Consider the following 15,427-nt stretch of genomic DNA (forward strand, 5'->3'; position numbering starts at 1 on the left):
CGATCGAAGGATGACCGAGACCACCGCGGGGCCGGCACAGGAGCCCGCCGCGAGCGACCGCGCCGCCGCACCGCGCCGCACCGGCGCACTCGTCCTCATCGCCGCCGTGATCACCGTCGTCCTGTGGGCCTCGGCCTTCATCGGCATCCGCGGCGCGGGTCCGCACTTCGACCCTGGCGCGCTCGCGCTGCTGCGCATGGCGGTCGGCACGGTCGCTCTCACCGTCATCACGCTGCGACGCGGGGTGCGCCTGCCGCCGCGCCGCCACTGGCTCCTCGTCGCGGTGTGGGGCGTCGGCTGGTTCTGCGTCTACAACCTCGCGCTGAACGCCGCCGAGCACACGCTCGACGCCGGCACCGCGGCCATGGTCGTCAACCTGGCCCCGCTCATGGTCGTCGTCTTCAGCGGCCTGTTCCTGCGCGAGGGCTTCCCGAAGCCGCTGCTGATCGGGGCGCCGATCGCGTTCGCGGGCGTCGTGCTCATCGGCCTGAACTCCTCGACGAAGAGCGGCGCCCTCGACATCGCGGGCCTCCTGCTCGCCCTGCTCGCGGCGGTCATGTACGCGGGCTGCACGCTGCTGCAGAAGCACCTGCTCAGCGCCGGCGCGGATGCGACGACCCTCACCTGGCTGGGCGCCGCGGTCGGCACCGTGGCGCTGCTGCCGTGGACCGGAAGCCTCGTGGGCGCACTGCAGACGGCGCCGCTGGACGCCACCCTGTGGGTGGTGTATCTCGGCGTCTTCCCCACCGCGATCGCCTTCACGACCTGGGCGTACGTGCTGCAGCGCAGCACGGCGGGGCAGACCTCGGCGACCACGTACGTCGTGCCCGCGATCGCGATCCTGCTGTCCTGGCTGATCCTCGGAGAGGTCCCGACGCCCCTGATGTTCGTCGGAGGCGCACTGTGCCTGCTCGGCGTGCTCGTGACGCGCCTGCGCCGGCGAGCCGCCCCCATCTCTCCGGCGGCCCCGGCCGATCCCGCGACCGAGCCCGACACGACCCGGTAACCGCGTCTCCGCGACGGAGCCCGGCCTCAGCGCGGACGGATCTCGCCCCGCGCGAATCCCGCGGCGGCGAGGACGTCGGCCGCCGCCGCGCGCTTGAGATCGAGCGACTGCCCGATCTCGGCGGCGAGCCGAGGGTGCGCGCGGATCAGCGCGTCGATGACCTCGAGGGGGATCCGCAGCGCGGTCAGCACCTCGGTCGCGACGATCGTCACCGTCGTGCGCTCGCGGGTGAGGGCGGTCTGCCCGATGAGCTCGCGGGGTCCGCTCTCGGCGACGGTGATGCGCGCCCCGTCGGCCTCGTACAGCATGGCGACGCCGCCGGTCATGATCAGGCGCACCTCGTCCGGCACGACGCCCGCGGGGAGCACGGTCTCGCCGGCACCGTAACGCTGCAGTCGGGCACCGGCGCGGAGGATCTCCTTGCCGGCCTCGTCCAGACGCAGGACCGGTGCCGCCTCCTCGATCGCCGCGTCGAGCATCGCGGGCTCGGCGATCGGGTCCGACGCATCCCCGTCGAGTGCGAAGCCGCGGCGTCGCGCGGCGTACCAGAGCCACGACAGGTACAGCGAGAGGGCGCCCGAGGCCTCACCGGGAGCGTTGATCGGGATCGACACCGCGTAGCCGGCGGCGCCCGTGTACTCCGCCGTCGCCCGCTCGTCCCGCCACCGCATCGGCAGCCCGTCGGCGAGCCGCACGAGCAGGGCGAGCACCTCCTGGGGCGGGTCGTCGGTGCTGAACTTCAACGACGCGGTCGCGTAGTACGGACCCGTCGGCTCGCTCATGTTCGTGAACGAGGCGCCGGAGAGCGTCGAGTTCGGCACGATCTGGATCCCGGATCCGGTGTCGATGTGCACGGCACGCCAGTTGACCTCGACGACGCGCCCCTTCACTCCGCCGGTGTCGAGCCAGTCGCCGATCTTGAACGGCTGCTCGAACAGGAGGAGCAGCCCCGAGACGACGCCGCCGGCCGCGTTCTGCAGCGCGAGCCCGATGACGATCGAGGTCACCCCGAGGGCCGTGAACAGTCCTCCGACGTCGGCGTCCCACACCCAGGAGAACAGCATCGCGAGGCCCACGACCACGAGCACGAGCCGGGCGATCTCGATGAAGATCGACGGCACGCGGCGGCGCCACGAACCCTCTTCCGCGTTGGAGAACAGCACCACGTTGAACGCGGAGAGGACGAGGAGGATCAGCAGGAAACCGAACACGGTGGCGACCACGCGCACCCACACGTAGCCGTCGTCCTTCTGTCCGATCGCGAAGGCGAGCAGGGCGAACAGAGCGCCGGCCGGGATGACGGCGTTGCGCAGCAGCGCCACCGGCTTGGCGACCGGGTTGCCGCGACGGCGCAGCGCGCCGAGCAGTTCGGTGAGCCCGACGAGCAGCACCGGGATCCCGACCGCGAGCGCGATCAGCCACCACGTCCATCCCTGCTGGAAGACGCCCATGTCAGGCGACCTTCCACACGGTCTCGGCCTTGCCCCGCACCTCGACCGTGCCCGCTTCGGTGTAGTCGATCAGCTCCGAGGTGCGCTCGTGCACCCGCTGGCTGACGTAGATCCCCGGATCCCCGGAGACCGAGCGCACGCGGTAGGCGAGGTTCACGGCGTCGCCCCACAGGTCGTAGGCGAGGGAGGTGCGGGCGACCAGGCCGCTCGTCACCGATCCGGAGTCGACGCCCGCGCGCAACCCGATCGCCGTGCCGTACTGCGCGTTGAAGCGATCGAGCACATCGCGCAGGCTGGTGGCGAACTCCACTGCGCGGCGCACGTTGTCCACGCGCGGCACGACCAGCCCCGACGAGGCGAGGTAGCCCCCATGCAGCGTGCGCACCTTCTCGACGCCCGCCTTCTCGGCCGCCTCATCGAAACCGCGCATGAGCGCGTTCAGCTGCGCGATCTCCTCCTCGGCGCTGACGGTGCGGCCGTGCTCCTCGAACCCGATGAGCTCGGCGAAGACGACCGAGACGTCGTCGTGCGCCTCGGTGATCGCCTCATCGCCCTGCTTGTAGCGCTCGGCCACGCTCTGCGGCATGAGGGTGTGCAGGAGCTTCTCGTTCTCGGCGCGCTGATCGTCGATGAGCTGCTGCTTGATCCGCAGGCTCGACGCCATGTCGTTGAAGGCGCTGCCGAGATCGCCGAACTCGTCGCGGGATCCGGCGGGAACCTGAACGTCCAGATCACCCTCGGCCACCCGGTGCACCGCGCCGACCAGGCGGTGGATGGGGCGCGTGAACACCTGGGCGAGCAGGAGTGACAACAGCGCCACGACGAGCATGATCCCGAGGAGCGAGATCAGCACGATCCGGGTGAAGTCGTCGACCGGCGCGAACGCCTCGGAGGAGTCGATGCGCGCGATGACGATCCAGTCCAGGTCGTCGACCTCGAGGGGTCCGTAGCTGACGACGCTCGATCCGCTGATGTAGTCGGGTCCTTCCAGCGTGCCGCTCCTGCCGCTCTGCGCCCGGGTCACCGCATCGCCCGTGATCGGCTGGATCAGCACCGTGCCCTTGACCTCGGCCGCGCGCTGGGCGACGGACGGCGACGTCCCATGGTCGACCACGTCCTGCGCGTACTGCTTCGGGTGCTCCACGATCTCGCGCGAGGTGCTGCGCATGAGTCCGTCGCGGCCGACGAGATACACCTCGCCGGTGCGGCCGAGCCCCTGGCCCTTCCAATCGTTCTGTCCGGTCATGACGTTGTTCACGAAGCTCAAGGACACCTGGAGCGCGAGCGCTCCGGTGATCCCGGAGTCGTTGCCGACCGGCGAGACGATCCACATCGACGGCGTGCCCAGCGACGGCGTCCAGCGCTCGAAGTCGGTCATGACCACCGCGTCCACGGAGTTCGTCGCGATGGCCTCGCGATAGGCGTCGGCGAGCTTCGAGTCCCGGAAGGGCCCCGTGTCGAGGTTGGTGCCGAGTTCGACGCCCTTGTAGCCGGTGAAGACCACGTCGCCTTGGAGGTTGAGCAGCAGCGCGTCCTCGTAGCCCGCCTGGTTGATGAGGCGGGAGAAGTAGTCGCCGTAGCGCACCGCGGCCGCGGAGTAGGCGGATCCGTCTCCGGCGTCGTCGTTCTTCAGGTTCGCCTCGTAGCCGGCGTCGTCGAGGGTGGTGTTGCGGATCGTGTAGTGCGCCTGGAGCCACCGTCCGGCGGCCGACTCCGGGATGAAGGCGTGCTCGCCGTAGGCATCGCCGGTGCGCTTCTCCAACGCGGGCACGAAGGTGTGCGCGTGATAGCCGTCGAGGGCGGCGGACTGGGTGGCGTCCAATGCGGCGCCCTGGAGCTGGTCGAAGCCGTCGTTGAGCGCTTTCGACATGTTCTGCGCGCTGAGGTTGCGCGAGTTCAGGGACGCTGTGCGCTTCACGTCCTCCAGCGCGACCTTCATCTCGTGCGTGCGCATCTCGCGGATCGTCGTGAGCTGATCGATCGAGCTCGCGTGCAGCGAGCTGCGCCCGTTGACGAATCCGACGGCGCCGATGATGAGCGCCGACACCAGGCTCACGCCCAGCAGCATGATCAGCAGCTTCGACTGGATGCTCAGCCCCGGTCTCACGCGCCGACCCCTCGACCGGCGCTCCGCATGCGAACCATCGACGTCCATCCGCCCCCCTTTGTGAGCACGAGTGCTCGAGCACGACTCCGGCAGCCACGCTGTGGCACTCGCACCGTACCGATATACCGGTGTGGGCGGAAGAGCCCCTTCGCGGCTGCTGCACGAAAGGTCGGATCTGCTCAGTGCGCGGCGGACCGGTGCTGCGCGCGGTACTGCGAGGGGGTGATCCCGTGCGCCCGGCGGAACGCCCGCGCGAACTGGTCATCGCCGCCGAACCCGCTGAGCCGCGCGACCTCGGCGATGGTCAGGTCCCGGGTGCGCACCCCGGCGAGGAGCGTCGCGGCATGCCGGATCCGGGTGGCGCGCAGCTGCGCCCCCGCGCTCAGATCCTCCCCGTGGAAGAGGGCGTGCAGATAGCGCGGGCTCACACGAAGCTCTTCGGCGAGCGCGGCCACGTCGAACGACGGATCGGCGAACCGGTCGGCGATCACGGCCTGCGCCCGTTCGCGGTACATCGCCCTGGCGTCGTATCCGGCGTGCACGCGATCGGCCGCCTCGTGCAGCACGGCGAGCGCGAGCTCTCGCAGAGCGTGCCCGACGTGGGTGGCCGAGGTCGCAGGCACCGGGTTCGTCCCGCTCGTCACCGTGCGCAGGAGCTCGTGGAGCGCGATCGCCGAAGGAGTCGTCCCCCAGGTGAGACCGGCCCAGCTCTCGGGCGCGTAGCCGTGGGCGCGCATCAGGCGCAGCGGCACGTAGAGCTGGATGGATTCCGCTTCGTCGTCGATCCGGGTGCGGAACGGCAGGCTGCCCACGAGCACGCTCACCGAGCCGGGTGCGATCGCGCTCTGCCGTCCGCCCTGCTCGATCTGCATGCGTCCTGACAGCACGAAGCCCAGCTGCGCATAGCCCGCATACGGATCGTCGAGGCGATCGCGGGAGCGCTCGGCGTGCAGGTGCCGGGAGCGGATCCGCGTCGCGAACATCTCGCCGAACGTCGTCGTGGCGACGAGGGTGCGGTGGTGGTGCGGCCGGGGGCTCGACATGCGCGACGACACCGACAGCCCCTCGAGCCCTTCGGGGCCGATGAACAGCGCTCCGCCTTCGAAGCGGTCGCGCCGTTCCCGCATGGCGTGGTCCACCGTCATCCCCGCATCGCCCTCCGTCGTCACCTCCCCTGCCGGAAGCGTAGCGCCCGAGGATTCCGGCATTCCGCGCAGCGGCCGTTCGACTCGCGCGCTCCGGAACCGGTGTGCATGACTCACTCTGAGGCCAGGGCTCCGCCCGCTCAGGCACTAGGGCGGCGCGCGGCGCCCGCGAGCCGGAGCGCGGCGAGCACGAGCGCTGCGCCGACGACCCAGCCCGACGGCGAGGATCCGGTGACGAGGATGGTCACGACCCCGGCGGCACCCACCACCGCCGACCCGGCCCCGCGGCCGCGGCCGAGCGGCGGCACGGCGGACTCGCGCGCCGCCTCGCGCCGCCCGCTCACGGCGACGACGAGCGCCACGGCGGCGAGCACGGCGGCGAACCACAGCGGGCGGCTCGCCCACCAGGCCGCGCTGAGCGGTGTCGGGAGAGCGGCCTGCGAGAGCAGCAGGATCCCGGCCAGCACGATCACCACGAGCATGTGCCAGGAGTAGATCGTCATCGCACGGGCGTTCACCCAGGAGATCACGGCCGACGTGCGCGCACCCGCCGCGACGACGCGCAGCCGCGGCCGCAGGACGAGGAACAGCGCCGTCTGCGTGACGCCCGCCACCACGAGGATCACCATCGGCGGGTTCAGCGCGTCGATGAGGTTGCTCGGCGCCGCGCCGGTGAGGATCAGCACTGCGGCGACCCCGACGGCCCCCGCGGCGACGGCGAGCAGGGTCCCGCGCCGGAGGCGGTCGAGCGATCCGTCCGCCACCGCGAACCCGAGCTGCTGCAGGAGCAGCCACACGAACGCCATGTTCAGCAGGCCGATGCCCGCGAGTCCGGACGCACCGCGAACGATGTCGACCGCGACGACGCCTGCGGCGAGCGCGGCGAACGTCGCGATCCGGTGGCGCTCGTGCAGGCGCACCATCATCGGCACGAGCGCGGAGCAGCCGAGATACACGCCGAGGAACCAGAGCGGCTGGCTGATCCGGAAGCCGGCCGTCGCCACGATCTCCGCAGGGACGCCCGCGACCACGAGGCCCGCCAGCAGCACGGCGGATGCGACGATCGCTCCGGCGGCGGGGAGCAGCAGCCGGCGCACCCGCCCCGCGACGTAGGCGCCCGCCGTCGCTCCGCGTGCGCGCTGCCGGGTCCACTGGGTGTACGAGGCGAAGCCGCCGAGCACGAAGAACAGCGGCATGATCTGCAGGATCCAGGTGAGCGGGGCGAAGCCGTCCCAGCCCTCCATGGCGTTGCGCAGGACGGGCGAGCCGTCGGCGGCGACGCTGACGCCGACCATGAGCGCGTGCAGCAGCACCACGACGCCGAGCAGGAGGGCGCGCACGGCGTCGACGGACGTGTCCCGGGCGGAACGCGCCGGCGCCGCGACCGGAAGGGCGGTGCGCGCGGAACGCACCGGCGCGGAGTCGAGAGCGGGGGTGATCAGTGCCATGTCCCCACGGTCGCGGCCGGGTCTCGGTGGCCGCATCCCGCTGCGGAGCCGGATCCACCCCCTACCGCGGTATCACCCGTCGCTGCCGCGGGTGCGCGACGTTCCCCGCCGGCCACGCGACTGCGCTAGGAAGGAGGGGCGCACAGCGACGCGCAGACCGAGGGGGCCGTCATGACCTATCCGCAGAACCCGCAGCCGGGGCCGCAGCCGCATCCCGCGGCGCAGAACCCGCAGCCGTATCCCCTGGCGCAGAACCCCGCCGGCGGACAGCCGTACTACCCGATGCCGGACTACCTGCCCGCGCCGGAGCCCAAGGGACTGAGCATCGCCTCGATGGTGCTGGCGCTGGTCTCGGTCGTCTTCGGGTTCACGTTCCTGCTGCCCATCACGGCCCTGATCCTGGGGATCGTGGGCCTGCGCCGCGAGCCCGCGGGACGCGGCATGGCCGTCGCCGGCGTGGTCATCTCCGGTCTGATCCTCGTCGTGTGGGGGATCCTGCTGGTCGTGCTCCTCGTCGTCGGCCTCTCCGCGTTCGGGATCGCGGTCTCGCAGACGACGAGCTGAGCCGGTCTCACCCCGCCGGCGCCACCAGGCCGGCGTCGTACGCCAGGATCACCGCCTGCACGCGGTCGCGCAGGCCGAGCTTGGCGAACACCCGGCTGACATGCGTCTTCACGGTCTGCTCCGCGAGGAAGAGGGAGCTCGCGATCTCCCGGTTCGACAGCCCGCGCCCGATCAGCACGAGGATCTCGTGCTCGCGCTCGGTGAGCCCTTTCAGCCGCAGCTCCGCACCGCCGGTCCGAGGCCGGCTCTCGGCGAACCGCTCCAGCAGCCGCCGGGTGATGCGCGGGGCGAGGAGCGCGTCGCCCGACGCCACGACGCGCACGGCCTGGACGAGCTCCTCCGGGAGCGCGTCCTTGAGCAGGAATCCGCTCGCCCCCGCCCGCAGCGCCTCGTGCACGTACTCGTCCGCGTCGAACGTCGTCAGCACCAGGACGGCCGGGGCGGGGCGCCTGTCGCGCTCCGCGGCGGCGAGGATGCGCCGGGTCGCCTCGATGCCGTCGAGATTCGGCATCCGCACATCCATCAGCACCACGTCGGGGCGCAGCCGGCGCGCCTCGTCCACGCCCTCCGCTCCGTCCGCGGCCTGCCCGATCACGTCGATCCCGTCCTGCGCCTGCAGGATCGCGGAGAACCCCGCGCGCAGCATCGCCTGATCATCGACGATCAGCACCGTCGTCATGCCCGTCCCTCCCTCGGGATCCGCACCTGCAGCGCGAATCCGCCGTCGTCCCGCGGTCGGGCCTCGACCGCGCCGCCCATCGTCGCCAGGCGTTCGCGCATGCCGCGCAGGCCGTGACCGCCGCTCTCCGCACGGGGGGCCGCGGGCCCGGTCGGCGCCGCGTTGCGGATGCCGATCCCGAGCTGTGCGGGCGTCTGCGTCCACACCACCTCCGCGGCGGCGCCGGGGGCGTGCCGGGCGACGTTGCTCAGCCCCTCCTGCACCACCCGGTACGCCGCAAGGCCGAGGATCGGATCCTGCTGCTCCTGCTCCGTGAGCTGCCACGATCCGCGCTCGGACACCGGACCGAGGTCGCCCGCTCGCGCGAGAAGCGCGGGGATGTCGGCGAGCCCCGGCTGCGGCGCGTGCTCGACGTCCCCCTCCTCGTCGCGGAGCAGCCCGAGGATCACGCGCATCTCCTTCATCGCCGACCGCGCGGTGGCGGCGACCTCGTCGAACTCCGCGGCGGCTTCCTCGGGGAGGTCCGGGATCCGGTATCTCGCACTCGCCGCGCGCACCTGGATCGCCGACATGCCGTGCGCGACCACGTCGTGCAGCTCGCGGGCGATCCGCGCCTTGTCCTCCACGGCTTCACGGCGGGCGAGCTCCACGGCCGTCGCGGCGCGCTCGGCACGCAGCTGCGCGCGCAGCAGCGACCAGTTGCGGACGCCGAGTCCGATCAGCACGGCGCCGAGAGTGACCGCCGCGAACACGATGAGATCGGCGATCGCCGCACCGTCGTCGGACCGGACCGGCGAATCCACGGCGACCATCACCGCGCTGAGCACGCTGAACGCCCACCCGCCGACGGGCATCCACCAGCGCGCCCGCAGCGCCACCCCGATCCACACCAGCGCGTTCGCCACGATCGTCGACGCCGCGATCGGCCACGGGGCCTCGGGCACCACGGCGGCCAGGCCGGCGAGCGCGTTCCCGGCGATCAGCGCGAGCACGGTCGCCCAGGCCGGTGCGAACAGCGCGAGCACGATCGCGACGGCCTGCACGAGGGAGAGGATCAGGGCCGCGGCGACCGGGATCCGGTAGAGGGCGACGCCGAGCGACGCGGCGACCGCGAGCTGGGCGAGGGCGCACACGATCGCGAACGCCCAGATCGCCAGGTTGGCGCGGCCCGGCGCGACGCGCAGCGGCAGGATCCCGAGCCGGCGCCGCAGCGCCGAACCCCGGAGATCCTGCGGAAGGCCGACGGACATGACGGCTCCTCTCCACGATCGCGTGCCGACGGATCCACGCTACGACGCTCCCCGCGGTGCGCGCGTCACCCCGCAGTATCAGTGTCGGCGCCTGCCCCGCATGGGGAGTTCTGCCCATGCCGGGCAGGCGGCACGACCGTTGACGGCGGTTACGCTGGCAGAGGTGCGCGGTCGGAACGCGCACCGGGAGCAGGGGGAAGCCGCACGTGAGCCAGGACAACGACGCGCAGACGTTCGCCGCACAGACGCCGCCTCCGCCCGCGAACACGGTGACCCCGCCGCCGAGCATCCCGCCGGCGCCGCCGATGCCGCCCGCGCCGAGCACCCGCCGCGAGCAGGCCGCCACGGCCCCCGCAGCCCCCGCTGCGCCCGCGGCTCCTGCAGCATCCGCCCCGGCTGCGCCGACGAGCGCACCCGCGCCCACGGCGCCCGCGGAGGCTAAGGCCGCGCCGACCGAGGCGGAGATGGCGCGCGCCCGCGAGATCCTCGACATCGTCTCGAAGGCCTACTCGGCGCGCATGGTCGGCCAGGAGCGCCTGCGCACCAGCCTGCTGCTCGCACTCATGGCCGGCGGGCACATCCTGCTCGAGTCGGTGCCGGGTCTCGCCAAGACGACTGCGGCGAGCACCCTCGCCGACACCGTCAAGGCGGACTTCAAGCGGATCCAGTGCACCCCGGACCTGCTGCCCAGCGACATCACCGGCACGCAGATCTACGACGCGGCCAGCGGATCCTTCCGCACCGTGCTCGGCCCCGTGCACGCGAACTTCGTGCTGCTCGACGAGATCAACCGCTCCAGCGCCAAGACGCAGTCGGCGATGCTCGAGGCGATGCAGGAGCGGCAGACCACGATCGGCGGGGAGATCCACAAGGTCCCGCGGCCGTTCCTCGTGATCGCCACGCAGAACCCGATCGAGCAGGAGGGCACGTACGAGCTCCCCGAGGCGCAGATGGACCGCTTCCTGCTCAAGGAGATCGTGGAGTACCCGAGCCCGGCCGACGAGCTCGAGGTGCTCGCCCGCATCGACTCCGGCGCCCTCGATCCCGACCGTCACGCCGAGACCGCCATCTCCCTCGCCGACGTCGAGCTGCTGCAGGACATCTCGTCGCGGGTGTACGTGGATCCGGCGATCCGCAACTACATCGTCTCGCTCGTCTACGTCACCAGGAACCCGGTGCCGTACATCGGCGAGACGCTCGGCGGATACATCAAGTACGGCGCGAGCCCGCGCGGCTCGATCGCCTTCCTGCAGGCGTCGCGCGCGCTCGCCCTCCTCGCCGGCCGCGCGTACGTGATCCCCGAGGATGTGCGCAACCTGCGCCACCTGGTGCTGCGCCACCGCGTGCTGCTGACGTTCGAGGCGGAGGCCGAGAACGTGCGCAGCGAAGACATCATCGACGCCGTGTTCGGCGCCGTGCCCACCCCCTGACCCCTCGACCGACTCGGGGACGGGAGGACATCATGGCCAGCCTGCTGACGCCGGTGAAGGGCAAGCTCTTCATCGACTCCACGCGCAAGTCGACGCACGCGCTCGACGGCGCGTACGCGTCGCTGCTGCGCGGGCACAGCCTCGACTTCGACGACCTGCGCGCCTACGAGTACGGCGACCAGATCCGCGACATCGACTGGAAGGCGACGGCGAGGCTCGGATCCCCTGTGGTGCGACGGTCGTTGGCCACCCGCATGCACACCGTGCTGTTCGTCGTCGACACCGGGCTCTCGATGGCCGCCCTCGCATACGACGAGAGGCCGAAGAAGGAGCTGGCGATCCTCACGGTCGGCGTGCTGGGCCTGCTCGCCCTCCGGCACGGCGACGACTTCTGCCTCGTCGACGGCGACTCCTCCGGGGTGCGCCGTCGCGAGATCGGCCGCAGCGAGGCCGCCCTCGAGCACACGTTGCGACGGATCGACCGGGCGGTCGACGAGGCGTCGGCGCCCTCCGATCGCGATGCCCTGCTCTCGTACGTCGCGCGCACGATCGCGCGCCGCATGATCGTCGTGGTGCTGACCGACGACGCCCCCGTCGGCGCCGAGACGGAACGGCTGCTGCGGCGCCTGCGCGTGCAGCACGACGTGCTGTGGATCACTCTGCGCGACGCGGAGCCGGTGCTCGACCCCTCGAGGACGGGCACCGGTGCCGGGCGCCGCGCCCGCGCGGCCGCCGACCTGCCGGCGTCGCCTCAGCGCGCCCGCCGCGACGTCGCCTCGCACTGGGCGATCCCCGAGTTCCTGCAGGGCGATGCCGAGCTCGCCGGCGAGCTGCACGCCGTCGACGCCGCCGACGCCGCGCACACGGACACGCTGCTGCGCCGCCTGGAGATCACGCACGTCGCCCTCGCTGCACAGGACGCGGCCGTGGGCGAGCTGCTCGCGATGCTGGATGCGAGGTCGCATGTCCGGCACGGATGAGCTCTATCCTCCCGCCCAGTACGGCTGGGGCTGGATCCTCCTCGCGATCGGCGTGCTCGTGCTGCTCGCCGCAGCCGCGTGGCTGGTCGTGGTGCTGACCCGTCCGCGGCGCGCCGTCGCCTTCACCGCTCCCGCCGCCGCGCCGATGCTCGCGGCCGACGTCGCCACGGTGCTGCGTCAGGAGTACCTGGGCACGATCGCGCAGATCGAGGCCGACTACCGTGCCGGCCTGCTCGACGCGCGCCGCGCGAACCTCGACCTCAGCCGCACGGTGCGCGGGTTCGTGAACGAGTACAGCGGCATCGAGGCGCCCGTCCTCGCCCTCGACGATCTGGTGCGCCTGGGTGTGCACCCCGCCCTCATCGACGCGATCGGCCGCAACTACTACCCGAGCATCTTCCGGCGCACCGCCCCGGTCGACCCCCTGGTCGGCGCCGAGGCCGCCCGTACGGTGGTGACCACGTGGTACTAGCGAACGTCTGGATCCTGCTCGCGGTCACCGGAGTCCTGCTCCTCGCGATCGCGCTCGGCGTGCTGCTCGGGATGCGCGGGCGCGGCGGCGGTTCCGCCGGACCCGGCGCGCCCATCGCGCGTGCGGAGCGCATCAGGGCGCTCCCCGCGTTCCGCCGGGCGGTGCGCCGACGCCAGGCCGCCCTCGCCGGCATCGTGGCCCTGGGGGTGCTCGCGGTCGTGCTCGGCGGGGTGGTCGCCGCCCGCCCGGTGGCGCAGAAGACGATCCAGCCGGTGTCCACCAACCGCGACATCATGCTCTGTCTGGACGTCTCCGGATCCATGACCGACGTCGACAAGGAGATCGTCTCGATCTTCGACAAGCTCGCCGACGGGTTCAAGGGCGAGCGCGTCGGGCTGACGATCTTCAACAGCTCGGCCGTGCAGGTCTTCCCCCTGACGGACGACTACGCGTTCATCCAGGAGCACCTGCGCAGCCTGATGAAGGGCTTCGACTACTCGACCGACGTGCCGGAGCAGTGGGTCGGCACGATGAACGGCGTGGGCGCCTCGCTCATCGGCGACGGCCTCGCGTCCTGCGTGATGCGCTTCGACCATGCCGACCAGCAGCGCGCCCGCTCGATCATCCTCGCCACCGACAACGAGCTGAACGGATCCCCGATCGTCACGCTCGGGCAGGCGGCCGACTACGCGGCGTCCAAGAAGATCCGGATCTACACGATCAACCCGGTGGACGGCATCGACCAGCCGAACAGCACGGGGCTCTCGGAGGCGGCGGCCACGACCGGCGGCAAGGCCTACGCCCTGCGCGAGACGACGACCGTCGGTGACATCGTCGCGCAGGTGCAGAAGCAGGAGGCGTCGCAGCTGAAGGGGCAGGCGACGGTGATCTGGACCGACGTGCCGCAGCTGTGGATCGCGGCGCTCATCGTGGTCGCGCTCGGCTTCGTCGTGCTGCTGTGGAGGGTGCGCCTGTGATCCTCCAGCCCGTCATCGCGCCGTTCCTGGCGGTCCTGCTCGTGCTGCCCGTGCTGGGAGCGGCCGTGTGGATGCTCGTACGCAGCGTCTCCTCCCGAGGCAGCAGCCCCGGGAGCGGCGCCGGTCCCGTGATGTGGGCGCTCCGAATCCTTCTCGTCCTGGCCTGCGGCGTGCTGCTGCTGCGCCCCGGCATCCCCGGGGGCCACGTGCGCACCCTCGCCTCGGCGACCGACGTCGTGATCGCGGTCGACACCACGGCCAGCATGGTCGCCGAGGATTGGGACGGCGCGCAGGGGTCCTCCGGCGCCACCGGCGACCGCACCCGCATGGCCGGCGTCCGCGAGGACGTTCGCCGCATCGCGGAGGCGTACCCCGGCGCCCGGTTCGCGCTCATCACGTTCGATGCGAACGCGGTGCTGCGCCTGCCGCTCACGACCGACAGCGGCGCCCTCGTCTCGGCCGTGGACGTGCTCCAGCCCGAGGTGACGCGGCAGTCCAAGGGGAGCTCGATCGGCATCGCGAACCAACTGCTCGCCCAGACGCTGCAGAACGCGCAGAAGGCGTCGCCGGATCGTGCGCGGATGGTGTTCTACCTGGGTGACGGCGAGCAGACGGTGTCGAGCGCCCCGGAGTCGTTCGCCGCCTCGAAGAAGCTCGTGTCGGGCGGCGCCGTGCTCGGCTACGGCACCGCCGAGGGCGGGCCGATGCGCGAGACGACGGGCGCCTTCGGCGGCAAGGGCGACTACATCCAGTACCAGGGATCCGACGCCCTGAGCCGCATCGACGAGAAGAACCTGCAGCAGATCGCCGCCGAGCTCGGCGTGGGCTATACGCACCGCACCGCCCAGGCGAAGCTGCAGCTGCCGCCCGCGCCGACCTCCACCACCGCCTACCGCGAGAACGATCCGCTCACCCAGCCGATCGACCTGAGCTGGATCCTCGCGCTCGTCATCGCCGCTCTCCTGTGCGCGGAGATCACCCGCGCCACGGTGCTGATCATGCGGATGCGCCACCTCGCGCTTCCTCCGGCAGGAGGTGACGCATGACCCTCACCGAGAACCTGCGCCGGAGCGAGGACGCCGAAGGCGCCCGGGGCGACGCCGGCGCGCACGCCCTGCTCGCCTCCAACCGGCGCCGTCTCCTGGTGCGCCGCGGGATCGCGTGGGCCTCGCTCCCGCTGATCCTCGTCGCCCTGCTGTTCGTCGGGAAGCTGGTGAGCCTCTACGCCTTCGCCTACCAGTCGATCACCGCGTACGTCGCCGGAGACTACACCGGATCCGTGAGCGCGGCCGAGAACCTGAACCCGGCGAACTGGTTCGAGCCGTACAAGGCCCCCTTCGATCAGGGCGTCGGCCTCGCGGAGTCCGGCAAGCTCGCCGCCGGGCAGAAGAAGTTCGAGGAGTCGCTCACGCTCGCGCACGGTCTCGAGGTGTGCGCGGTGCGGTTCAACCTCGCCCTGGTGCTCGAGCGCGAGGGCGATGCCGCCGCCGACGCGCAGGACCACGCCACCGCCCTGGAGTTCTACGCCGAGGCGCTGCAGGTGAACGCCGAGCGCCCGAAGGAGTGCGACAGCAAGGAGGCGCAGCAGCAGTCCCCGGATCCGCAGCGCGACATGGGCCAGTCGAACACCGACCAGAAGGACCGGCTGCAGCAGAAGCAGCAGGATCAGCAGCAGCAGCAGGACTCCGGCAGCCCGCAGGACCCGAGACAGGATCCGAAACAGGATCCGCAGCAGCAGCCGACGCCCGATCAGAGCAAGCTGGACGAGCTGCAGAAGAAGCTGCAGCAGGGCGAGCAGGAGCGTCAGCAGAACCAACAGGACGGCACCGACGACGGAGGCAGCAGCGGGACGGACAAGCCATGGTAGAGCGCAGCGACCCGCCCCGGTACGTGGCCGACTCCGCCGGCGCGCAGGGGA

At 71.8% G+C, this 15,427-nt stretch carries 14 protein-coding genes; 8 read left to right on the forward strand and 6 right to left on the reverse strand.

The window, feature by feature from the left end; genetic code table 11:
• Positions 1 to 1,006, forward strand: a 1,006-nt coding sequence (locus RL72_RS00885; RefSeq protein WP_346218183.1) for a DMT family transporter, incomplete at its 5' end; no start/stop codon positions are given.
• Between the two features lie 26 nt (positions 1,007 to 1,032).
• On the opposite strand, the gene RL72_RS00890 is transcribed toward RL72_RS00885, so the two are convergent.
• The 4 genes from RL72_RS00890 to RL72_RS00905 all read right to left on the reverse strand — a co-directional run bounded on the left by RL72_RS00890 (position 1,033) and on the right by RL72_RS00905 (position 7,157).
• On the reverse strand, positions 1,033 to 2,457 hold the full coding sequence (locus tag RL72_RS00890) for a mechanosensitive ion channel domain-containing protein (RefSeq protein ID WP_045248915.1): 1,425 nt from the start codon (positions 2,455 to 2,457) through the stop codon (positions 1,033 to 1,035).
• A 1-nt stretch (position 2,458) separates the two neighbouring features.
• Positions 2,459 to 4,564, reverse strand: coding sequence for an adenylate/guanylate cyclase domain-containing protein (locus RL72_RS00895; RefSeq protein ID WP_169748186.1), 2,106 nt, complete (start codon positions 4,562 to 4,564; stop codon positions 2,459 to 2,461).
• Positions 4,565 to 4,743: 179 nt separating this feature from the next.
• On the reverse strand, positions 4,744 to 5,733 hold the full coding sequence (locus RL72_RS00900; RefSeq protein WP_169748187.1) for a helix-turn-helix domain-containing protein: 990 nt from the start codon (positions 5,731 to 5,733) through the stop codon (positions 4,744 to 4,746).
• A 116-nt stretch (positions 5,734 to 5,849) separates the two neighbouring features.
• Complete coding sequence (locus RL72_RS00905) at positions 5,850 to 7,157, reverse strand: acyltransferase family protein (RefSeq protein ID WP_052674100.1); 1,308 nt, start codon at positions 7,155 to 7,157, stop codon at positions 5,850 to 5,852.
• 171 nt (positions 7,158 to 7,328) lie between these two features.
• Here RL72_RS00905 and RL72_RS00910 point away from each other — a divergent pair, with 171 nt between their 5' ends.
• Positions 7,329 to 7,721: a DUF4190 domain-containing protein gene (locus RL72_RS00910; protein WP_052674101.1), complete on the forward strand. Its 393-nt coding sequence runs from the start codon at positions 7,329 to 7,331 to the stop codon at positions 7,719 to 7,721.
• Positions 7,722 to 7,728: 7 nt separating this feature from the next.
• Here the strand turns inward: RL72_RS00910 and RL72_RS00915 are convergent, their stop codons facing one another.
• Positions 7,729 to 8,400 carry a response regulator gene (locus RL72_RS00915; RefSeq protein WP_045248918.1) on the reverse strand — a complete coding sequence of 224 codons (672 nt, stop codon included), beginning with the start codon at positions 8,398 to 8,400 and terminating at the stop codon, positions 7,729 to 7,731.
• Positions 8,397 to 9,650, reverse strand: a complete 1,254-nt coding sequence (locus tag RL72_RS00920) for a sensor histidine kinase (protein WP_052674102.1) — start codon at positions 9,648 to 9,650, stop codon at positions 8,397 to 8,399. Before RL72_RS00920 ends, RL72_RS00915 begins: the two co-directional genes overlap by 4 nt.
• A gap of 464 nt (positions 9,651 to 10,114) precedes the next feature.
• Between RL72_RS00920 and RL72_RS00925 the strand changes: the two genes are divergently transcribed.
• The 6 genes from RL72_RS00925 to RL72_RS00950 are packed head-to-tail and all read left to right on the forward strand — an operon-like array spanning position 10,115 to position 15,376.
• Positions 10,115 to 11,080 carry an AAA family ATPase gene (locus RL72_RS00925; protein ID WP_045248926.1) on the forward strand — a complete coding sequence of 322 codons (966 nt, stop codon included), beginning with the start codon at positions 10,115 to 10,117 and terminating at the stop codon, positions 11,078 to 11,080.
• 32 nt (positions 11,081 to 11,112) lie between these two features.
• Positions 11,113 to 12,060, forward strand: a complete 948-nt coding sequence (locus RL72_RS00930; RefSeq protein ID WP_045248919.1) for a DUF58 domain-containing protein — start codon at positions 11,113 to 11,115, stop codon at positions 12,058 to 12,060.
• Positions 12,044 to 12,532 carry a hypothetical protein gene (locus RL72_RS00935; protein WP_045248920.1) on the forward strand — a complete coding sequence of 163 codons (489 nt, stop codon included), beginning with the start codon at positions 12,044 to 12,046 and terminating at the stop codon, positions 12,530 to 12,532. Before RL72_RS00930 ends, RL72_RS00935 begins: the two co-directional genes overlap by 17 nt.
• A complete protein-coding gene (locus RL72_RS00940) occupies positions 12,523 to 13,509 on the forward strand; it encodes a VWA domain-containing protein (RefSeq protein WP_248700322.1) in 987 nt (328 codons plus the stop codon). The genes RL72_RS00935 and RL72_RS00940 overlap by 10 nt, the downstream gene beginning before the upstream one ends.
• Positions 13,506 to 14,555, forward strand: a complete 1,050-nt coding sequence (locus RL72_RS00945; protein ID WP_045248921.1) for a vWA domain-containing protein — start codon at positions 13,506 to 13,508, stop codon at positions 14,553 to 14,555. The genes RL72_RS00940 and RL72_RS00945 overlap by 4 nt, the downstream gene beginning before the upstream one ends.
• Positions 14,552 to 15,376, forward strand: coding sequence for a hypothetical protein (locus RL72_RS00950; protein WP_045248922.1), 825 nt, complete (start codon positions 14,552 to 14,554; stop codon positions 15,374 to 15,376). The genes RL72_RS00945 and RL72_RS00950 overlap by 4 nt, the downstream gene beginning before the upstream one ends.
• The last annotated feature ends 51 nt before the right edge of the window (positions 15,377 to 15,427 follow it).

The organism is Microbacterium azadirachtae (assembly GCF_000956545.1).
GTDB classification, from domain to species: Bacteria; Actinomycetota; Actinomycetes; order Actinomycetales; family Microbacteriaceae; genus Microbacterium; species Microbacterium azadirachtae.